Raw genomic sequence first — 20,952 nt, forward strand, 5'->3', positions numbered from 1 at the left:
GGTGCCTTATGCTGAACAAAGAACTCGAAGCGAGTTTGAATGCTGCGTTTGCCAGAGCAAGGGAAAAGCGCCACGAGTTTATGACTGTGGAGCATCTGTTATTGGCTCTGCTCGACAATGTGTCTGCCAGAGAGGCGCTGCTAGCGTGTCGTGCTGACGTTGATGCGTTGCGTAAAGAGCTGGAGTCGTTTATAGAGCAAACTACGCCTCTCATTCCACCTGGCGATGATTCCAGGGAAACCCAGCCTACACTGAGCTTCCAGCGGGTACTGCAACGGGCTGTTTTCCATGTGCAGTCTTCTGGCCGAAGTGAAGTCAGCGGTGCGAATGTGCTGGTGGCCATCTTCAGTGAGCAAGAGTCCCATGCGGCTTATCTGCTCAAGAAGAATGATATCAGCCGGCTGGATGTAGTTAATTTCATCTCCCACGGTACTGCGAAAGAAAGCCCGAAAGAGCAAAATCAGCGCGTTGACCTTTCTTCAGAAGACAGCAATGCTGAAGGCGGTGAAGATCGCCTGGAAAATTTCGCTACCAACCTCAACCAGTTGGCGCGTGTAGGTGGAATTGACCCGCTTATTGGTCGCGACAAGGAGTTGGAGCGTACCATTCAGGTGCTGTGCCGCCGCCGTAAGAATAACCCGTTGTTGGTGGGTGAAGCTGGCGTGGGTAAGACTGCAATCGCCGAGGGCTTAGCCTGGAGAATTGTAGAAGGCAATGTCCCGGAAATAATCGCAAACTGTGTGATTTATTCTTTGGATATTGGCTCGCTGCTGGCCGGAACCAAATACCGTGGCGATTTTGAAAAACGATTCAAAAATATTCTCAAGCAGCTTGAGAAAGAAGACCAGGCTATCCTGTTCATTGATGAAATCCATACCATCATTGGTGCCGGTGCGGCGTCAGGTGGACAGGTAGATGCCGCAAACCTTATTAAACCATTGCTGAGCAGCGGTAAACTGCGCTGTATTGGTTCTACTACGTACCAGGAATACAGCAACATCTTCGAGAAAGAGCGGGCATTGGCCCGTCGTTTCCAGAAGATCGATATCGTTGAACCGTCACTGGACGATACAACCAAGATCCTGATGGGTCTGAAGCCTAAGTATGAGGCGCACCACGAGGTACGCTATACCAACAAGGCAATTCGTGCTGCTGTTGAGTTGTCGGCAAAGTATATCAACGAGCGTCATTTGCCAGATAAGGCAATTGATGTGATTGATGAGGCAGGAGCCCGTTGTCGTCTGACTCCAGCTAAAAAGCGCAAGAAAACTATCAATGTTGCTGATATTGAAACCATCATTGCAAAAATCGCCCGGATTCCGGAGAAGTCTGTGTCGTCTTCTGACCGCGATGTGTTGGCTGGCCTCGAAGACAAGCTCAAAATGCTGGTTTTCGGGCAGGATGATGCTATTGGTGCATTGTGTGAAGCCATCAAACTTAGCCGTGCGGGACTGGGGCAGGACAACAAGCCTGTCGGTTCTTTCCTCTTTGCCGGACCAACTGGTGTTGGTAAAACGGAAGTGACTGTGCGCCTTGCCCGCTCCCTCGGCATTGAGCTTCTGCGCTTCGATATGTCTGAGTACATGGAACGCCATACTGTCAGCCGTCTTATTGGTGCTCCTCCGGGTTACGTAGGGTATGACCAGGGCGGTCTGCTGACTGATGCAGTTATCAAGCATCCTCACAGTGTTGTATTGCTGGATGAAATTGAGAAGGCGCACCCGGATGTGTTTAACCTGTTACTGCAGGTTATGGACAACGGTACGCTGACTGACAATAACGGACGCAAAGCTGACTTCCGTAATGTGATTTTGGTGATGACGACCAACGCGGGTGTGACAGAAACCACCCGTAAGTCCATTGGTCTTATCCAGCAGGATCACAGTCACGACGCCATGCAGGAAATCAAGCGGGTCTTTGCGCCTGAATTCCGGAACCGTTTGGATAACATCATTTGGTTCAACCATCTGGATGAAGAAACCATTGTCCAGGTTGTCGATAAATTCGTGGTGGAACTCCAAGCGCAACTCGATGCACGAGGCGTGTCGCTGGAAGTCACGAAGGCAGCTAAAGACTGGCTGGCTGACAGGGGTTATGACAAGGCAATGGGTGCACGACCTATGGCTCGCGTCATTCAGGATAACCTCAAGAAGCCACTGGCAAATGAGTTGTTGTTCGGACGACTTGTTAATGGCGGTTCTGTGAAGGTCAGCCTCCGAGACGGAAAGCTGCACTTTGATTTCTCTGATGAGATGGAGCCTGCTCACTAAAAGTTAGTGTGCAGACACAACAAACCCGGCTATATGCCGGGTTTATTTTTGCCTTTCGGCAGCGCTGTAAGCTAATCAAAGCACTTCTGATAAATCTCCAGCCGTCGGTTCTTAAACCGGGCGATGGATAACAGGCAGTAGTGCAGGGCCTGTATGAAAAGTGGTCTCATCAATATGGGACGCTTTCGCATCGTGACAGTATTGTGAGCTGACAGTACCTGAAACGCGAAAGATCCGTCATGCAAAAACTGCAATAAGACCGGTAACTTCGCTCCAGGTTAAACAGGCCCGAATAGTATATTAGCGTGCGCGGAAGACGATGCGGCCCTTAGACAGGTCGTACGGAGTCATCTCAACGGTAACTTTGTCGCCAGTCAGGATACGGATATAGTTCTTACGCATTTTGCCAGAGATGTGTGCAGTCACAACGTGACCGTTTTCCAGCTCAACGCGGAACATAGTATTAGGCAGCGTATCCAGTACGGTACCTTGCATTTCAATTACGTCTTCTTTTGCCATTTATTCCTCTTAGGCTTTTGGATAGCCAATGATTCACCGCGAGCTATACGCGTTACTCTAAGTTACAGGGCCGAAATTTTAACCCCATCGGTGAGACTTGCCAACCTAAAGAGGACGAAAGGCTGTGTTGCATGGTCAATTTGCATCAAATTCTTGCCATGCACCGTGAATAAATTGCTGGTGAGGAAAGAAATTCGACTTATATTTCATAGCATCGCAGGCATCAACCTGGTATCCGAGATATAACCAATCCTTCCCCAGTTTTTTTGCAAGAGCCAACTGGGCGAGAATAGATAAAGACCCTACCGACATTTTTATATCCGGGTCAAAGAAGGTGTAGATAGCGCTTAACCCATCCTGAAGTATGTCAGTTGCTGCAACGGCAATGATTTTTTCCTGCTGGTAAATTTGCAGGAAGCGGGTTTCGAGCCAGTTACTGCGAATAAAAGAAAGGAAATCAGATTTAACGGGGGGGAACATTGAACCATCACGGTGTCGTTGGGTGATGTAATTTGAATATAGCTCAAACCAATTTTCTGGTGGCGCGTCAGTTACCAGTACAGTGAGCTTATCCAACTGTTTCAACAACCGTTTCTGGCTACGGCTTGGCGTAAATCCATTGACGTCAATTCGCAGGGACTTGCAAGCGTTGCAATGATTGCAGTGTGGGCGGTAGATATGGTTCCCGCTGCGTCTGAAACCGGCTTCAATCAACACGCTGTACCCTCTGAAAGATTGCAAGCCGGGATCCATGACGATGGCAAGTCTTTCCTGTTGATCAGGTAAATAATTACATCGATGTTCAGCAGTCAGTCCGACAGAAAGAGCACCGTTAGCCAGTTTATTTGTTGACAATGTAAGGGTTCTCCCATGTTACAGGGCCGGGGGCAAAGCACTTGTCATTAATAACAGTATCAGACATTTGAGATAGTTTGCGTATAAAATCCTGACGCGATATTGGGGATGCGCCCAAGGACTCAAGGTGGGGATTCATCATCTGGCAATCAATGATTTTCCCACCGTGTGCTGCAAAGTGCTGGCAAAAAGCCCACAGTGCGATTTTTGAGCCATTCATTAAGGAGGAGAACATAGATTCTCCGCAAAATACTTGTCCCACTGAAATCCCATACAACCCACCTACAAGGTTATCGGAGATATCCCATATCTCAACAGAGTGGGCGTGACCTGCCTGGTGGAGCGCCGTATAAGCCTGCCTCATATCTTCAGTTATCCATATCGCATCAGAGCCCCGGATAGTCGCACAACGCTCTATAACCTGCTCAAACGAGGTGTTTATCGTTACGAAAAACCGATTTTTCCGGCAGTGTTTTTTTAGACTGCGTGACGGTTGGAAATGCTCGGGCCAGAAAACAGCTCGTTCAGACGGGCTCCACCACAAATAGGGGTCTTCTTCGCCAAACCAAGGAAATATTCCGTTTCGGTATGCAGCCAGCAGCCGTGACGGTGACAAATCTCCGCCTATGGCCAGCAACCCGTCCGGCTCTGACAAGGCGGTTTCAACATCAGGAAAATTAAGGGTTTCATCAAGTGGTGGCAGATAAATTGTCATTGTTGGGATAAATCTCTGTGGTGCTGCTTCAATAATAATAATGTGTCAGGTGGGTCTTTGTCAGGCTCGGCATATGTGTTTCGAAATAACATGCTGGTTATTAACAAGAAAAATAGGGGCAGATACAGGGCATCATCCTAACTGTTTGAAGAATATGTGACTGAGTCAATAACTGAGACAATTTTGTGCTCTGGATCTCATTATTATTAAAAACGTGAGGCAGCGTGTTGTCTGCCAACCTCTCGCCGGGCCTTTAACGGTTGCCTGATTTGAAAAGGGGGATGACGTTATGAAAAGTGCCAAAGAATTTGCTGCCTGGTTGATGGATAGATTTGCTTCTTATAACGGCGTATATCTGACACGCAGCGATATTACAGAGCTTACCAGCCGGCAGTCTTTGCGTAGTGATTTTGTTCGGGATGTACATAATGAACTGATGCATTTCGGCCGGGGCCTGATTGCGGATATGCGTAACGACAAGTATTACATGGTTACGCTGGGAAGCACCCACTGGAAAGACGTTGGTGATTTTTACAGCGAGGGTAAGGGACGTAATGAAGATACGCACTCCCCGGTAACCATTGCCCCATCAGCAGAAGGGGGGCAAATTCGCTCACTTGCCAGTGGACGGGGCCGTTGAAAAAAGGGCCTGATATCCAGGCCCTTTTGACTTTTAGGTCATAAATAAGACTTGTTGTATTAATGGAGACGGTTGGTCAGCTCGGCATAGCGTCCCTGAAGGTTGAGCAGTGCTTCATGTGTTCCTTGTTCAATGATTTCACCATTGTCCATCAGGCAGATTTGGTCCATTTGGCCCAGCCCGGCGAGACGGTGAGTGATGTAAATCAGAGTACGGTTCTCAGCATGCGACATCAGAGAAGAGAGAACATCTTTCTCGGTTTTGCTGTCCAGCCCTTCTGTCGGCTCATCAAGCAGTAAAATAGGTGCATCCCGCAGCAGTGCTCGGGCAATACCAATTCGGCGGCGTTCGCCACCGGACAGCTGTCGTCCGCCTTCACCTACCCAGGCATCCAGGCCTTGTCCCTCAAGTAGTGCTTCCAAGCCAACCTCATTAAGCACCTCGCGTAACTTTTCATCTGTAGACGATTCATTTGCCATGGCAAGGTTATAACGAAGTGTCCCACTGAATATATCCACTCGCTGACTGACAACGGAAACTGCATTGCGCAGTGAAGACTCATTCCAGTCTGCCAATGGGATCCCGTCAAAACTGATTTGACCTTGTTGAGGATCCCAGCTTCTGGTCAGCAGTTGGAGCAGGGTGGATTTACCACAGCCTGTACGGCCAAGGATGGCAATTTTTTGTCCGGCTTCAATGTTCAGGGATATATCGCTGAGCACCCGGTCACAACTGCCGTGGTAGGTGAATGAAACATTGCTAATCTCAATTGCTCCGGTCGCATTGTGCTCGGTCGCACTACCAGAAAATACCGTTGCAGGTTTGGCTTCAATAATTTCATTAAGTCTCCGGGCCGAGGTCAGTGTCTGGCCGAGGTACTGGAATGCAGCAGAGACGGGCATTAACAATTCAAAGCTTGCCATCGTAGCGAAAGCAAACATGGCTATTAACGGGTCAGGCGCGCGTCCACCAATGCCATCAGCTGCAAACCAAAGCATGGCAACCAGTGTAAGGCCGTTTGCCGCCATGAGCGTTGCATTGGCGATACCGGTGATAGATGCCATCCGCCTTTGTGACTTGAGAAGCTGCTCTTCGTGGCTCTGGGCTGACTGAATTACCCGGTCATTGGCACCAAAAATGCGAAGCTCTGCATTTCCTTGAAGCCAGTCGAGCAGGCCTACCCGGTATTGGGCTTTGCTTAGGGTTATGCTCTCTCCGTGCCCTTTACCCAGTCCGTAGAAGATAACCGGCAAGCCAATTAATAACACCAGCAGTACTGTTGCCAGAAAACCGCCCAGCGAAGGGTCAAACCAGATCAGAAATCCGGAAATGGCCAGAATACCCAACACGCCGATCAGAAGGGGGCTGACGAGGCGCAGGTAAATGTGGTCCATGGCATTTACATCGGCGACCAAACGGTTCAGCAAGTCTCCGTCACGCAGGTTCGTCAAATTACCTGGAACCAATGGTGCTAATTTACGGAAGAAAAATAGCCGGATGTCTGCGAGCAACTTGAAGGTGGCATTGTGGCTGACAATGCGTTCTCCGTAACGGCCTGCAGTACGGGCAATTGAGAACCCACGGACACCACCGGCCGGGAGCATATAGTTAAAGACCTGCCGGGTGGCGACAGACAACCCTGCTACCGCAGCAGCGGAAATGAACCAGCCGGAGAGGGTCAGCAAACCCATTGACGCCAGTACAGTTGCCAATCCGAGCAACATGCCCAGCGTCAGGCCAAACCAATGTTTTTTATAAAGACGAAGGAAAGGGATCAAATCACGCATCGATGTCTCCTTTGTCTACGGCAGTGATCATTTCTTTCAGCAAGCCGGATGTTGAAATTTCATCGAGTTTGCCCTGTTGAACCAATTGGCCTTTATCCATTACCCAAACCTGGCCTTTATCGGCAAGTTGGGCAAGCCGGTGAGTGACGGTAAGGCTGGTTTTTTGCTGAATCGCTTGGGAAAGAGAGTTCGCAACAAGCTTCTCACTGTTGGCATCCAGGCTGGCTGTCGGTTCATCAAGCAGCCAGAAATTCCCGTCCTGGATCAGAGCCCGGGCAACGGCAATTCGTTGGGCCTGGCCGACAGAAACCCCACATGCCCGGTCTCCAACATGGTGCTCATAACCTTTTTCAAGGCGGTTGATAAACTCATCGGCATAAGCATTTTTTACGGCTTTTGCTAATGTTTCGCTATCAACATCCGGCCGGGAAAGGCAAAGGTTTTCTCGAACGCTGCCGTGGACCAGCATCGGGTTCTGGCCTACCCAGCTGATTTCACGGTGCCAGCTTTCCTGACTCAGGCTGCTCATTTCAATACCGTTGATTGTCAGGCTACCGCGATATGGTAAGAACCCGAGTATGGCATTGACCAGGCTGGTCTTTCCCGCACCACTTGGGCCTACCAACGCGATTTTTTCACCGGCACTGATATGGAAGTTGAGGGGGCCTGCCAGCTGGATACCGTCAGGGCTGAATACTTCAAGGTTCTCAGCACTGATGGAAACTGCGTCTGGCGAAGGAAGCGTGGTATTGCCCTTTGCCGAGCCTTCTGCATTTGTGTCGAGAAACTCAACAATGGATTCTGCTGCACCAATCGCCTGAGCTTTGGCGTGGTAGAAGGTACCGAGGTCACGTAGTGGCTGGTAAAACTCCGGGGCGAGAATCAATACAAACAAACCGGTGAACAGCGTGATGGTTATGCCGTAGTGGCCGAAATTCAGCTCACCGATATAGCTGAAGCCAAAGTAAACCGCTGTAATGGCAATAGACAGCGCGGTGAAGAATTCCAGCACGGCAGATGACAGGAAGGCCAGCCTGAGTACTTCCATCGTCCTCCGGCGAAAATCTTCTGACGCATACTCGAGCTGTTTCGCTTCAGCATCTGCCCGGTCAAACAACCTGATGGTTGCCAGCCCTCGAAGGCGGTCGTAAAAGAAGCCGGACAGGCGTTGCAGTGCCTTGAAGTTCTTTCGGTTAGCTTCAGCCGCTTTCATACCAACCAGCGCCATAAACAGCGGAACCAATGGTGCGGTGAGAAGGAAAATTAAACCCGCTGCCCAGTTAACCGGAAAGACAGCAACCAGGATAATAAAAGGCACCATAACGGCAATCGCCATTTGTGGCAGGTAGCGCGCAAAGAAATCCTGCATTTCCTCTACCTGTTCCAGAATCAGCGTTGCCCAAGTTCCGGCAGGCTTACCCTGGATGAAGGCAGGGCCAAGCGTGTTCAGCTTTTCAAGGATCAGCCGGCGCATATGGCGACGAATTTCTTCTCCACAGCGGAATCCGGCTGTTTCCTTCCCCCAGCTGCAAGCTGCCCTAAAGCAGATGACTACAGCCAACAGAATGAACTGCGTTACCAGTGTGGATTTGTCGACATGCTCGATAATGAGAGCATGGAGGATGGAGGCAATCAATGCAGCTTGCCCTACAAGCAATAGTGCTGAGACAAATGCCAGACCGACAGACAGCAATAACCAGCGTTTAGCGAGTTTGCTTTGGGCCTTGAGCCAAGCGGAGAGTGCTCGCTGTTTATCTTTTTCCATACATCAAACGTCGAATAAAGGTGAAAGGGGAGAAGGACAGACCCTGGGTCAAACAGGTGTAATCAGGTATGTCAAAACATCCAGCCCTAATACGGTAAAGGCCTGACAAGTCAGGCCTTTACGGGAAGTTATTATTACTTCTGGTCAAGCGCGTCGAGGAAACGCTCGGCGTCCAGCGCTGCCATACAGCCTGTACCGGCTGAAGTAATTGCCTGACGGTAGATGTGGTCCATTACGTCGCCAGCAGCGAAAACGCCTTCGATGCTGGTTTGGGTCGCATTACCTTCCAAACCGGACTGAACTTTGAGGTAGCCGTTGTTCATTTCCAGCTGTCCGTCAAAGATGGCAGTGTTTGGTTTGTGGCCAATTGCTACAAACAGGCCCATTACTTCCAGCACTTCGGTTTCATCTGACTTGGTATCTTTGACGCGGACGGCGGTTACGCCCATGTCATCACCCAGCACTTCATCCAGAACACGGTCAGTGTGAAGAATGATGTTCCCGCTTTCTACTTTGTCCATCAGACGCTGAACAAGGATTTTTTCTGCACGGAAACTGTCACGACGGTGGATCAGGTGTACTTCTGAAGCGATGTTAGCCAGATATAAGGCTTCTTCGACAGCGGTATTGCCACCCCCGATAACAGCAACTTTCTGGTTGCGGTAGAAGAAACCGTCGCAGGTTGCACAGGCAGATACGCCACGGCCCTTGAAGGCTTCCTCTGATTCCATACCCAAGTACTGGGCGGAAGCGCCGGTCGCAATGATGAGTGCATCACAGGTATAAGTGCCACTGTCACCTTTCAAGGTGAACGGGCGTTTTGTCAGTTCTACTTCATTGATATGATCAAAGAGGATTTCAGTTTCAAACTTTTCGGCATGTTCTTTCATGCGCTCCATCAGACCTGGACCGGTCAGGCCCTCAGCATCGCCTGGCCAGTTTTCAACTTCAGTGGTTGTGGTCAGCTGGCCACCTTGCTGCAGACCGGTAATCATTACCGGGTTCAGGTTAGCTCGGGCGGCATATACTGCGGCGGTGTATCCCGCAGGGCCGGAACCCAGGATCAGGAGTTTGGCGTGCTTTACGTTGCTCATATTTTCTCCGCTGACGCGATTTATCTATTTTCGAGTGATGGGCAGATTTTAGGTAAATTGGGCAACTAAAGAAAGAGCACCGATGAAGGTGCTCTTTGCTAATTGGTATGGTTTATAACCAATTGGTGTTAAATGGGGAAATAAAATGCATTACCCGCAATTTATTTAGGGCCTATTCAGCCTTGCAGGGCCACCAGTGGGTCAACATAATCCAGTTCAAAGCTTTCTGCTACTTCGCGGCATGTAACCTGTCCGTTTATCACATTCAGGCCGTTGCGGAAGTGAACATCATTCAGCAGGGCATCTTTATAGCCTTGGTTTGCCAGTTTAACGATGAATGGCAACGTCGCATTGTTCAGGGCGAAGGTAGAAGTTCTGGCTACTGCTCCAGGCATGTTGGCCACACAATAATGTACTACATCATCAACGATATAAGTGGGGTCTGCATGGGTCGTGGCATGGGATGTTTCGAAGCAGCCACCCTGATCAATAGCTACATCCACCAGAGCTGAGCCCGGCTTCATCTTCTTCAGCAGGTCTTTGGTGACAAGTTTTGGTGCAGCAGCGCCAGGAATAAGTACGGCGCCAATTACCAGGTCGGCAGCGATGACGTGCTGCTCTAACGCTTCATGTGTGGAATAAACCACTTTTGCGCGGCCCTGGAATTCTTCGTCCAATTTGCGAAGTGTGTCAACATTTCGATCTAAAATTGTTACATCCGCACGAAGGCCGACAGCCATGCGTGCTGCATTAGAACCTACTACACCACCGCCTAAAACAACGACTTTAGCCGGTGCAACACCCGGTACTCCTCCCAGCAAAAGCCCCGCGCCGCCTTGGGATTTCTCTAAAGTTTGTGCTCCTGCTTGAATAGACATTCGTCCTGCAACTTCGGACATTGGCGCTAAAAGTGGCAATCTACCATGAGAATCTGTTACGGTTTCGTATGCTATGCAGATAGCTTTACTCTTGATAAGGTCTTCTGTTTGTGGAAAATCTGGAGCTAGGTGCAAATAAGTGAACAAAATTTGTCCTTCGCGCAACATAGCGCGCTCGACAGATTGAGGTTCCTTAACTTTTACAATCATATCAGCGCCAGCAAAGATGTCTGCGGCGGATGGAAGGATTGATGCTCCAGCAGCCACATAGTCTTCGTCACTGAATCCAATGCCTGTGCCGGCCTGGGTTTCGACTATCACTGTGTGGCCGTGGGTAATAAGTTCTCTAACGGACGCTGGAACCATGCCGACACGATATTCATGGTTCTTGATTTCCTTAGGTACGCCAATAATCATCCTGTATCTACTCCATATGACAGTGGTTTTTACTAGTCGTTTGCTATTAACTCCTATTTATGGCTAGTATAGTTTGCAATCAGCGGGATTTGATGCTGAAAATTAAAAAAACGTTAACGAGAGCGTTATATTTTTTTGCAAGGAAGTGAGAAGGTGGAATAAAAAATGGTAGATAGTAAAAAGAAGCCGAACAAGGAACTGGACCGCATTGACCGCAACATCCTCAATGAGCTCCAAAAGGACGGCCGTATCTCGAACGTAGAGTTGTCCAAGCGCGTTGGACTTTCGCCCACACCATGTTTAGAGCGTGTTCGTAGACTTGAGCGTCAAGGTTACATAACCGGTTATACCGCGTTGCTTAACCCGCAGTATCTTGATGCCTCTTTGCTGGTCTTCGTTGAAATCACTTTGAACCGAGGCGCGCCGGACGTGTTCGATCAGTTCAACAAAGCTGTTCAACAACTGGAAGACATTCAAGAATGTCATCTGGTTTCCGGTGACTTCGATTACCTGTTGAAGACCCGTGTGTCTGACATGTCTGCTTACCGCAAACTGTTAGGTGAAACACTGCTTCGCCTTCCGGGTGTGAATGACACCCGAACCTATGTGGTTATGGAAGAAGTGAAACAGACCAACCAGCTGGTGATTAAAACCCGCTAAGCTGAGTTGAAAACCGAAGTGGTTGATAAACACCCAAGCGGGTGGCGTTTTCGCCACCCGCTTTGTTTTTGGTGAATTATGACTTTCCCTTTACCTTCAAAAGTTCAGGAATTCGCGCACTTTGGTATAACATAGGAAGGAGATGAAGTATCCGCCCATGTGTTGCCCGGGCAGCATTCAGATAAAAATACAAGGTACCAATGGAGTTTTCCCTGCGTCAGGAACCCAAAGAGTCCACGCCTAAAAAACGGTTAAATGGCTGGCAGCGCATCAAGGAAGCGCTATTTATTGTCGGATTAATGGTTGCGCTTTTCACCTATGTGGCGTTGCTCACCTATAATTCTGCCGATCCATCCTGGTCCCAGACCGCCTGGGACGGGCCAGTGAAAAACTCTGCTGGCGCCTTGGGGGCATGGTTGGCTGACACCCTCTTTTTCATGTTTGGTGCACTGGCTTACCTGTTGCCTGCAGCATTGGTGTTGGGTGCATGGGTGTTTTTGCGCCACAGAGATGCCTCTGAACCCTTGAATTACACCATTCTGGGAACACGGATTCTCGGACTGGTAGTTCTTTTCCTGACCAGTTGCAGCCTTGCCGATCTCAACTTTGATGACTTCTGGTACTTCTCGTCCGGTGGTGTGGTTGGTGACGTCGTTACCTCAATGGTTTTGCCTTTGTTTAATGTATTGGGAACTACGCTGGTAATGATGTTCCTGTGGGCTGCCGGCTTCACGCTGTTCACCGGTATTTCCTGGCTTACGATTGTGGACGCATTGGGCGAGAGCGTGCTCAATGGTGTCGACTGGGTATTGGCAAAAGTTCGTGGTGAACAGTCAGAAGTACATTCTGCGTTTGAAAGCAGAGGGGAAGACAAAAGCCTTGAGATGACAGATCTCGATGTACTGGCCAAACCGCTGCGGGCAAAAACTGAGGACATGTCAGTAGGCGAACCGCAATCGGTAGAAACAACTTCCGCAGCGATCAAAACGGCCACCAACCACGACTTGGCTTGTGATGGCAGTTTTGGGATGCCGGATATCCTTATGTCTCCTGCCGAACAGGGCTTAGAGGGCGCATCGCAACCAGAACAAGAACAAGAAGAAAAACGCGTAGAGCCTATTATTCATTTCCCGGAAGAAGAGACTTCTGCCGATGCACTGACACCTTGGCAGGAAGCAGATCATGAAAATCATGAGAGTGATTTGAATCCTGATCAGGAAGAACCAGACGTCCAGGTTGTTGAAGCGTTTACATTCCATAATGATCTTGATTCAGAGCCTGAAGAGCTCAATAGTCAGCAGGATGATGTTCTGGATTTCACTGAAGACGATACTCAGTGGCGTCAGGAACAACGTGCGCATATTGAAGATGAGGGGCAGACAGCTCCGGTAGAACAGGCTGAACCCGTACATACGGATTTCGAGCAGCCTTCGCAGTTCACTTCCTTCAAACCGGTTGAACCTGTTGGAGACAGCGATAGCGACAGTGAGGATGAGGATCCGTTTATGGAGACCATCCGAGAGGCCAAAGCCAAGGAAGCCGCCAAGATTCACCCGTTCCTTCGTCGTCAGGAAGAAAACCTGCCTAAGCCGAAGGAGCCCTTGCCAACAGTCGATCTGCTGGATCCGCCGCGCAAGAGTGTTCAACGGGCATCCCGAGAAGAACTTGAGCATACAGCGCGTCTGGTAGAAGCCCGTCTGTCTGATTACAAGATTGATGCAAAAGTGGTGGGTGTTTATCCGGGACCGGTTATCACCCGCTATGAACTTGAATTGGCCCCAGGCGTGAAAGTGAGCCGGATATCTGGGCTATCCAAAGATATTGCGCGTTCACTTTCTGCATCGGCAGTACGCGTAGTTGAGGTTATTCCGGGTAAACCTTATATCGGCCTTGAACTGCCGAACGCACACCGTGAAATGGTGTCTATGTCAGAAGTGGTGGACAGCGAACGCTTCAAGCAGTCCAAATCCCCACTTTCTGTCGTACTGGGTAAAAACATTGCAGGTGAGTCCGTCGTGACTGACCTGGCGAAAACACCGCACCTGCTGGTGGCCGGTACAACCGGTTCCGGTAAGTCAGTGGGCGTTAACGTCATGATCGTCAGTATGCTTTACAAAGCATCGCCTGACGAAGTGCGCTTTATCATGATCGACCCCAAGATGCTTGAGCTTTCGGTTTACGAAGGCATTCCTCATTTGCTGACGGAAGTGGTTACCGACATGAAAGATGCCGGTAATGCACTGCGTTGGTGTGTTGGGGAAATGGAACGTCGCTACAAGCTGATGTCCATGCTTGGTGTACGTAACATCGCCGGTTTCAATGACAAGGTGAAAGAAGCAGAGGAAGCCAACCATCCGATTCCGGATCCGTTGTGGAAACCGGGTGACAGTATGGATCCGGAAGCACCAATGTTGGAAAAACTGCCGTACATCGTTGTGGTGGTGGATGAGTTTGCAGACCTTATGATGGTTGTGGGCAAGAAGGTGGAAGAGCTGATTGCCCGTCTGGCACAGAAAGCGCGAGCCGCTGGTATCCACCTTGTTTTGGCAACACAGCGTCCTTCTGTAGATGTGATTACCGGCCTTATCAAGGCGAATATCCCATCTCGTGTGGCATTTACGGTTTCAACCAAAACGGACTCCCGCACCATTCTGGATCAGGGAGGAGCAGAATCCTTGCTGGGTATGGGTGACATGCTGTTTATGATGAACGGCTCCAACCATCCTGAACGTGTCCACGGTGCGTTTGTCAGCGATGATGAAGTACACCGCGTGGTAAGTAACTGGAAAGCGCGTGGCAAACCTAATTACATTGACGGCATCCTTAACGATGATCAGGGGGCTGACTCACTGCTTCCGGGTGAGGCTGGTGGTTCGGATGATGATCTGGATCCGCTGTTTGATCAGGTGGTTGAGTTTGTAACAGACAGCCGCCGCGGCTCTGTATCCGGCGTCCAGCGCCGTTTTAAAATCGGCTATAACCGGGCTGCACGAATTGTTGAACAGCTGGAAGCTCATGGTATTGTGAGCTCACCAGGGCATAACGGAAACCGGGAAGTACTGGCACCGCCACCGCCCCGTGACTGATTAGCATATAAAACATTGGGAGCTGCAAGGCTCCCTTATTTGGAAAATCCGAATGAAAAAAAGCCTCTTTTTGCTGGCGTTTATTGCGCCTCTTGCCTTGGCAAATCCGCAGGATAACCTGATATCACGCTTGGATAAGGTCAATGCGTTCAGCGCAGACTTCTCCCAGAAAGTGACCAGTGCGGATGGTGACGTTATCAGCGAAGGCTCTGGTACTCTCGCGATTGAACGGCCGAACCTGTTTAACTGGACGACGGCTGAGCCGGATGAAAATGTACTGGTATCAGACGGTAAAACCCTGTGGTATTACAGCCCGTTTGTCGAGCAGGTTACGGCAATGTGGCTTGACCAGGCGACAGACCAGACACCTTTTGCTTTGCTGACCCGCAACAACAAGGCAGAGTGGCAGCAATACACTGTGACACAAAAAGGGGATGTCTTTACCCTGAAACCCAAATCGCAGTCTTCCCGCGTGGGAGAGTTTGTGGTTGATGTGAAAAAAGACGGTGAAGTCGAAGGGTTTTCTGTGGTTGAACAGGATGGACAGATAAGCCAGTTCACCCTGGATAAATTTGTCGCAGCAAAACCGAAAGACAGTTTGTTCCACTTTACACCGCCGGACGGTGTAGAGCTGGACGACCAGCGCCAGTAAGACACGGGAGTACCCGGTGAGTAATTTCAGCCTTAACTTTTCCTCTGACTTCCGCCCATTGGCAGCGCGTATGCGCCCTTTGAACCTGGATCAGTATATTGGGCAGCAACATCTTGTTGGGCCGGGCAAACCCCTGCGCCGCGCCTTGGAAGCGGGGCAACTGCATTCCATGATCTTATGGGGTCCTCCGGGAACAGGGAAAACCACTCTGGCAGAAGTGGCGGCCGGATACACCAATGCTGAGATTGAACGCGTATCAGCCGTTACCTCTGGTGTAAAGGAGATCCGGGCGGCAATTGACAAGGCGCGTCAGAATCAGTTTGCCGGACGTAAAACCATCCTCTTTGTAGATGAGGTGCATCGCTTTAACAAAAGCCAGCAAGATGCGTTCCTGCCGCATATTGAAGACGGTACCGTGGTATTCATTGGTGCTACGACAGAAAATCCGTCGTTTGAACTTAACAATGCACTGCTGTCACGGGCCCGTGTATACAAACTGGCGTCTTTGGAAAAAACGGACATCCTGAATGTCATCAACCAAGCGTTGACGGATAAAGAACGCGGGCTTGGAAACGATAAAATTGATGCACCTGACGCCCTGAAAAATGCGCTTGCTGAGTTGGTGGCAGGTGATGCAAGAATGTCTCTGAACTACCTCGAAATCCTGGTAGATATGGCACCGGAAGGAGAAGACGGTACCAAGCACCTCAACCTTGAAATGCTGTCGGAAGTTGCCGGTGAAAAAGTCGCCCGCTTCGACAACAAGGGGGATATTTGGTACGACCTTATCTCTGCTTTCCACAAATCCGTGCGCGGCTCTGACCCGGATGCAGCCTTGTACTGGTACGCCAGAATTGTCACGGCAGGCGGGGATCCTCTGTATGTTGCACGTCGTTTGTTAGCCATCGCATCAGAAGATATCGGGAATGCTGATCCCCGAGCTATGGAAATTGCCATTAATGCCTGGGACTGCTTTAACCGTGTTGGCCCGTCAGAAGGAGAGCGTGCTATCGCCCAGGCCGCGGTGTACTGTGCTTGCGCACCAAAGAGCAACGCCGTTTATACCGCCTGGAAGCAGGCTCTGACCGATGCAAGGGAAACCTCTGACTTTGAAGTGCCGGTTCACCTCAGGAATGCCCCGACAAAACTGATGAAATCGATGGGCTACGGTGATGATTATCGCTATGCCCACGATGAGCCAAATGCTTATGCCGCCGGGGAGTCGTATTTTCCTAAAGAGATGGCAGGAACACGGTATTACCAGCCGGTTGAGCGGGGGCTTGAAATCAAACTGCGGGAAAAACTTGCATTTCTTGACCAACTGGATGCGGCTAGCCCGAGAAAGCGCTGGTAAAGGCGCATCCAGCGCAAAGAACCGCTAGGAAAATCGGTGTATTTTCGCTATTGTTTAACCCTTGAAGAATGACCGGATATTCAGGCTTTCTTACGGCCTGGGCGTCATTCATTTGTTCATGCAAAGACAACGAATCGATAAGTAGGATAAGCATGCTGGATTCAAATCTATTTCGAAACGAGCTGGATGCAACGGCCGAAAAGCTGGCGCGTCGTGGATTCAAGCTCGACGTGGATACCATTCGCCAACTGGAAGAAAAACGTAAGTCCATTCAGGTACAAACTGAAGAGCTGCAGGCGGAGCGTAATTCACGATCGAAATCCATCGGTCAGGCGAAAGCCCGCGGTGAAGATATCCAGCCTCTGTTGGATCAGGTAGCCAACCTGGGTGATGAACTGAACAACGCCAAAGCCGCGCTGAACGATCTGCAAAACGAGATCAATGCTATTTACATGAGCATTCCTAACCTGGCTGATGACTCAGTACCTATGGGTAAGGACGAAAACGAGAACGTTGAGATTTCTGTCTGGGGTGAACCTAAACAGTATGGTTTTGAAGTTCGTGATCATGTTGATCTGGGTGAAATGACCGGTGGTCTGGACTTCGCAAGTGCGGTTAAGCTGTCTGGCTCACGTTTTGTTGTGATGAAGGGCCAGGTTGCCCGTATGCACCGTGCCCTGACTCAGTTTATGCTTGACCTGCATACCACTGAGCACGGTTACACCGAGATGTACGTACCTTACCTGGTAAACGCAGACTCCCTGCGTGGCACCGGCCAGTTGCCTAAGTTTGGTGAGGATCTGTTCCATACCAAGCCAGCAACTGAAGAAGGTATTGGCATGTCGCTGATCCCGACTGCAGAAGTACCACTGACCAACATGGTTCGCGACGTTATCCTCGATGAGGAAGAACTGCCGCTGCGTATGACTGCCCATACACCTTGTTTCCGTTCAGAAGCCGGTTCATACGGTCGTGACACTCGTGGCCTTATCCGTATGCACCAGTTTGACAAGGTTGAACTGGTTCAGATCGTGAAACCAGAAGAGTCTATGGATGCACTGGAAGAGCTGACCGGCCAGGCCGAACGTGTACTTCAGCTCCTGAAACTGCCATACCGCAAAGTGGTTCTGTGTACCGGTGATATGGGCTTCGGTTCTACTAAAACATACGATCTGGAAGTATGGCTGCCAGCGCAGGATACTTACCGTGAGATCTCATCCTGTTCTAACATGGGTGATTTCCAGGCTCGCCGTATGCAGGCCCGTTTCCGCCGTAAATCTGAGAAGAAACCGGAGCTGGTACACACACTGAACGGTTCAGGTCTGGCTGTTGGCCGTACATTGGTCGCAGTGCTGGAAAACTACCAGCAGGAAGATGGCCGTATCGAGGTGCCAGAAGTACTTCGTCCTTACATGGGTGGCCTGACCCACATCGGCTAATTCAGCAGATGAATCAATTGAAAAACCGGCTTCGATGGCCGGTTTTTTATTGCCTGGAAAATGCTATTTGCTCTAATGGTTACGGGTATCGTGTATCCGCTCAGTATATTGTTGGTGTCGAGATGAGGTCTGTTTACTACTGCTCTATTTTCAATAAGCTAAATTGAAATCAACCACCTGTTACGTTATTGACCATCATTAAATTAGCGTCACAAATACATAAGGCTATCAATGACGGGTTAATTAATTTTTGTAATACTATTGTGAAAAGTAAGGGTATTAGAGCAGGCCCCATCGAATTGGCGCTGAAGTTTCACAGGTCTTCGCCGATAACATGGATTCAACACATGTCGGACAGATAATTACTAAGGGATATGTAATGCGTATTAATCAGCCCGTCACTCAAAAAGAAAACCGGTATCCGGAACACTACAATTTGCTTTCGACCACGGATACAAAAGGTTTTATCAAGTATGCCAGTAGCGAGTTTTGTGAAGTAGCGGGATTTACCCTTGGGGAGTTGGAAGGCCAGCCCCATAACTTGGTTCGACACCCGGATATGCCTCCTGCCGCATTTAAAGACATGTGGGAGCACCTTAAAAAGGGTAAATCCTGGATGGGTATGGTGAAAAACCGGTGCAAAAATGGTGATCATTACTGGGTTGATGCCTTTGCGACTCCCATCATGCATGACGGTAAAGCCTATGAGTACCAGTCGGTACGCTCGTGCCCGGACAGGGAACTGGTTGATAGGGCAGAGAAGCTTTATCCGACACTGAAAGAAGGCAAGCTCCCTTGGCAGCTTAAGCTCCCCCGGACACGCCTCTGGCAACGCTGTGGTATTGCCTTTATTTTGGCCTCAGTAGTTTCGTTTGTCCTAGGGATGTTTGCAGGACTGCCTGCTGCACTGGCTCTTCAACTTTTTTCTTCTATTGCCATTGTCTTTATGGCGACCCGTAAACTTGAGAATTTAACTGCACAAGCAAGGAATTGTTTCGACAATCCTTTGATGGAGTTGGTTTATACAGGCTCGGTGGGAGATATTTCCGAAATCGAGTTGGCATTAAGGATGCGTGGCGCGGAATTGAATGCTGTTGTTGGACGTATTATGGACTCCAGTGAGCAGGTACTGGGGGCTGCATCCCGCGCAAATGAAAATGGTCGGGAAACTGCCAGCAATATTGAAGCGCAAAATGCAGAAACAGATCAGATGGCTGCGGCAATTAACCAGATGTCTGCAACCAGCAACGATATGGCAAATAACACGCAGTCTGCGTCTGATGCGGCCACTCAGGCCCAGGAAGCCAGCCAGGATGGCATGGATACTGTTTCCCAGACAGTGGATGCAATCAATCAACTGGCAAGCCAGCTTAACAATGCGTCCAAAGTGATTGCTGACTTGGAAGAGCACGGTAAACGCATCGGCGCTGTATCTGATGTGATTAGCGGAATTGCGGAGCAAACCAACCTCCTGGCATTGAATGCAGCTATTGAAGCAGCTCGGGCAGGAGAACAGGGTCGTGGCTTTGCTGTGGTGGCCGATGAGGTGAGGGCACTTGCCCAGCGCACGCAGGAATCGACTTCAGAGATTCAGACAGTCATTTCAGAGATTCAGAATGGAACCAGCCAGGCAGTAGATGCTATGGCAAAAGGTACTGAGCTCTCCTCTGGCTGTGTAGATACCGCAAACCTTGCCGGAGAGGCAATTCAACGCGCACAGTCACTGGTTAACGATATCAGTGACCGCAACCACCAAATCGCTACGGCTGTTGAAGAGCAGGCGGCTGTTGCCCAGGAGATGAATTCCAACGTCCAGTCGATATCCGAAGTATCTCAGGCTAACGTTGCACTTGCGGGGGAGAGTGTTACCGAAACATCCCGCTTGGTAGATCTTCTGGATGAGCAGCGTCAACTGGTTATCCAATTCAGGAAAAAGTAATTTTCCTGACGCCGGTGTGTACTGGTAAGGCTGCAAAACTTTGCAGCCTTTTTCAGTTAAGGGAGGGGGTCAACAGCGGTGGGAGTTCAATGTCAGCGCTTTTCAATGTTTGTTGGAGTTGCTGGTCGTATTGGGTAAATATAACGGTTGACGTTTGATCTGACAGCCCCCACAACGCTTCAACCGTCATCGTCAATTCTTCAGGGTAGTTGTGATAAATATCGCTGAGTTGACGGTACAGAAGCGGACTTATTGCGGTTTGGCTGTGTCCGGGGAGTTTTTCGGTTTTTGACAGCCTTTTCCTGAGAATCAGGGCTTGCAGCCGCAGTGACTGTATTCCGGAAAATTCACCTTTATCAATCTTCAGTACTGCCATTCTGAATCTTGTCAGGCTGTCCATGCTGTCGAGCGTGGATTGCCAGAATATTTGGTACTCATTAATGGTGATGTCACCCTCTTTTCCCTCAATCATCGAAAAGGTGCATTCATCAATCAGGTATAACAGGTGGCGGATAAGCTTTCCGTGCCTCAGGTAAGCTGTTGTTGGATTGCAGTCCAACGCCAGATCCTGGAGTTCAAGGACTCTCTGTGAAAGGACATTGATCAGGGTTTGTTGGCGTGAATCACAGGTACTGCGCAATTTAACAATAACTGAAGATATAGACGTATCGATGCGGCTTAGTCGGGTGTCAGGCGATTCCAACTTTAGCTTACCCGGGCGCCACAACTGTCTGCGAATCCGAATCAGTTGAATCAGTTCCCGCAGTAAAATAATCATTTGTATAAACGAGGATTGCCTTGGTCTTAGTCCTTTGAAGATTGCGTATCCGGCAATAAGAACCATGGTCGCGCAGAATAAAACAAGGTTGGTCATGTTGGGCC

The 20,952-nt window shown here is 49.7% G+C and carries 16 protein-coding genes; 8 read left to right on the forward strand and 8 right to left on the reverse strand.

Going from position 1 to position 20,952, the window contains the following annotated elements; all coding sequences use genetic code 11:
* The first annotated feature begins 8 nt into the window (after positions 1-8).
* Positions 9-2,270 carry an ATP-dependent Clp protease ATP-binding subunit ClpA gene (clpA, locus tag NF212_RS05955; RefSeq protein ID WP_434359707.1) on the forward strand — a complete coding sequence of 754 codons (2,262 nt, stop codon included), beginning with the start codon at positions 9-11 and terminating at the stop codon, positions 2,268-2,270.
* Between the two features lie 300 nt (positions 2,271-2,570).
* Here the strand turns inward: clpA and infA are convergent, their stop codons facing one another.
* From infA to aat, 3 genes are all read right to left on the reverse strand, one after another.
* Positions 2,571-2,789, reverse strand: coding sequence for a translation initiation factor IF-1 (gene infA, locus NF212_RS05960; RefSeq protein ID WP_001040192.1), 219 nt, complete (start codon positions 2,787-2,789; stop codon positions 2,571-2,573).
* Positions 2,790-2,924: 135 nt separating this feature from the next.
* Entirely contained in the window at positions 2,925-3,644 is a 720-nt protein-coding gene (locus NF212_RS05965; protein WP_434359711.1) for an arginyltransferase, read from the reverse strand.
* Positions 3,631-4,359: a leucyl/phenylalanyl-tRNA--protein transferase gene (aat, locus tag NF212_RS05970; RefSeq protein WP_434359713.1), complete on the reverse strand. Its 729-nt coding sequence runs from the start codon at positions 4,357-4,359 to the stop codon at positions 3,631-3,633. Before aat ends, NF212_RS05965 begins: the two co-directional genes overlap by 14 nt.
* Positions 4,360-4,648: 289 nt before the next feature.
* On the opposite strand from aat, the gene NF212_RS05975 reads away from it, so the two are divergent.
* A complete protein-coding gene (locus NF212_RS05975) occupies positions 4,649-4,999 on the forward strand; it encodes a hypothetical protein (protein ID WP_434359715.1) in 351 nt (116 codons plus the stop codon).
* A 59-nt stretch (positions 5,000-5,058) separates the two neighbouring features.
* Here the strand turns inward: NF212_RS05975 and cydC are convergent, their stop codons facing one another.
* The 4 genes from cydC to ald all read right to left on the reverse strand — a co-directional run bounded on the left by cydC (position 5,059) and on the right by ald (position 10,940).
* Positions 5,059-6,786 carry a heme ABC transporter ATP-binding protein/permease CydC gene (gene cydC / locus NF212_RS05980; protein ID WP_434359717.1) on the reverse strand — a complete coding sequence of 576 codons (1,728 nt, stop codon included), beginning with the start codon at positions 6,784-6,786 and terminating at the stop codon, positions 5,059-5,061.
* Complete coding sequence (gene cydD / locus NF212_RS05985) at positions 6,779-8,551, reverse strand: heme ABC transporter permease/ATP-binding protein CydD (RefSeq protein ID WP_434359719.1); 1,773 nt, start codon at positions 8,549-8,551, stop codon at positions 6,779-6,781. Before cydD ends, cydC begins: the two co-directional genes overlap by 8 nt.
* A 134-nt stretch (positions 8,552-8,685) precedes the next feature.
* Positions 8,686-9,645 carry a thioredoxin-disulfide reductase gene (trxB, locus tag NF212_RS05990; protein WP_434359721.1) on the reverse strand — a complete coding sequence of 320 codons (960 nt, stop codon included), beginning with the start codon at positions 9,643-9,645 and terminating at the stop codon, positions 8,686-8,688.
* A gap of 176 nt (positions 9,646-9,821) precedes the next feature.
* The gene (ald, locus tag NF212_RS05995) at positions 9,822-10,940 is read right to left on the reverse strand and encodes an alanine dehydrogenase (RefSeq protein ID WP_434359723.1); all 1,119 of its coding nucleotides are present in this window, start codon (positions 10,938-10,940) and stop codon (positions 9,822-9,824) included.
* A gap of 165 nt (positions 10,941-11,105) precedes the next feature.
* Between ald and lrp the strand changes: the two genes are divergently transcribed.
* The 6 genes from lrp (at position 11,106) to NF212_RS06025 (ending at position 20,070) form a co-directional block, all read left to right on the forward strand.
* Complete coding sequence (gene lrp / locus NF212_RS06000) at positions 11,106-11,600, forward strand: leucine-responsive transcriptional regulator Lrp (RefSeq protein WP_054674059.1); 495 nt, start codon at positions 11,106-11,108, stop codon at positions 11,598-11,600.
* Between the two features lie 200 nt (positions 11,601-11,800).
* Positions 11,801-14,686 (forward strand): DNA translocase FtsK 4TM domain-containing protein, encoded by a 2,886-nt coding sequence (locus NF212_RS06005; protein WP_434359726.1) that lies wholly within the window; start codon positions 11,801-11,803, stop codon positions 14,684-14,686.
* Positions 14,687-14,738: 52 nt separating this feature from the next.
* On the forward strand, positions 14,739-15,338 hold the full coding sequence (gene lolA, locus NF212_RS06010) for an outer membrane lipoprotein chaperone LolA (protein ID WP_434359728.1): 600 nt from the start codon (positions 14,739-14,741) through the stop codon (positions 15,336-15,338).
* A gap of 16 nt (positions 15,339-15,354) precedes the next feature.
* A complete protein-coding gene (locus NF212_RS06015) occupies positions 15,355-16,692 on the forward strand; it encodes a replication-associated recombination protein A (RefSeq protein ID WP_434359730.1) in 1,338 nt (445 codons plus the stop codon).
* A 152-nt stretch (positions 16,693-16,844) separates the two neighbouring features.
* The gene (gene serS, locus NF212_RS06020) at positions 16,845-18,131 is read left to right on the forward strand and encodes a serine--tRNA ligase (RefSeq protein ID WP_434359732.1); all 1,287 of its coding nucleotides are present in this window, start codon (positions 16,845-16,847) and stop codon (positions 18,129-18,131) included.
* A gap of 379 nt (positions 18,132-18,510) precedes the next feature.
* A complete protein-coding gene (locus NF212_RS06025) occupies positions 18,511-20,070 on the forward strand; it encodes a methyl-accepting chemotaxis protein (protein WP_434359734.1) in 1,560 nt (519 codons plus the stop codon).
* A 52-nt stretch (positions 20,071-20,122) separates the two neighbouring features.
* On the opposite strand, the gene NF212_RS06030 is transcribed toward NF212_RS06025, so the two are convergent.
* A complete protein-coding gene (locus NF212_RS06030) occupies positions 20,123-20,944 on the reverse strand; it encodes a hypothetical protein (RefSeq protein ID WP_434359736.1) in 822 nt (273 codons plus the stop codon).
* Between the last annotated feature and the right edge of the window lie 8 nt (positions 20,945-20,952).

The sequence above is a fragment of the Parasalinivibrio latis genome (genome assembly GCF_036825535.1).
In the GTDB taxonomy this organism is placed as follows: Bacteria; Pseudomonadota; Gammaproteobacteria; order Enterobacterales; family Vibrionaceae; genus Parasalinivibrio; species Parasalinivibrio latis.

Bases quoted from the DNA above. Each gene is read 5' to 3' on its own strand.
- clpA (WP_434359707.1), top strand. From the start codon at position 9: ATGCTGAACAAAGAACTCGAAGCGAGTTTGAATGCTGCGTTTGCCAGA.
- infA (WP_001040192.1), bottom strand. From the start codon at position 2,789: ATGGCAAAAGAAGACGTAATTGAAATGCAAGGTACCGTACTGGATACG.
- aat (WP_434359713.1), bottom strand. From the start codon at position 4,359: ATGACAATTTATCTGCCACCACTTGATGAAACCCTTAATTTTCCTGAT.
- NF212_RS05975 (WP_434359715.1), top strand. From the start codon at position 4,649: ATGAAAAGTGCCAAAGAATTTGCTGCCTGGTTGATGGATAGATTTGCT.
- cydC (WP_434359717.1), bottom strand. From the start codon at position 6,786: ATGCGTGATTTGATCCCTTTCCTTCGTCTTTATAAAAAACATTGGTTT.
- cydD (WP_434359719.1), bottom strand. From the start codon at position 8,551: ATGGAAAAAGATAAACAGCGAGCACTCTCCGCTTGGCTCAAGGCCCAA.
- trxB (WP_434359721.1), bottom strand. From the start codon at position 9,645: ATGAGCAACGTAAAGCACGCCAAACTCCTGATCCTGGGTTCCGGCCCT.
- ald (WP_434359723.1), bottom strand. From the start codon at position 10,940: ATGATTATTGGCGTACCTAAGGAAATCAAGAACCATGAATATCGTGTC.
- lrp (WP_054674059.1), top strand. From the start codon at position 11,106: ATGGTAGATAGTAAAAAGAAGCCGAACAAGGAACTGGACCGCATTGAC.
- NF212_RS06005 (WP_434359726.1), top strand. From the start codon at position 11,801: ATGGAGTTTTCCCTGCGTCAGGAACCCAAAGAGTCCACGCCTAAAAAA.
- lolA (WP_434359728.1), top strand. From the start codon at position 14,739: ATGAAAAAAAGCCTCTTTTTGCTGGCGTTTATTGCGCCTCTTGCCTTG.
- serS (WP_434359732.1), top strand. From the start codon at position 16,845: ATGCTGGATTCAAATCTATTTCGAAACGAGCTGGATGCAACGGCCGAA.
- NF212_RS06025 (WP_434359734.1), top strand. From the start codon at position 18,511: ATGCGTATTAATCAGCCCGTCACTCAAAAAGAAAACCGGTATCCGGAA.
- NF212_RS06030 (WP_434359736.1), bottom strand. From the start codon at position 20,944: ATGACCAACCTTGTTTTATTCTGCGCGACCATGGTTCTTATTGCCGGA.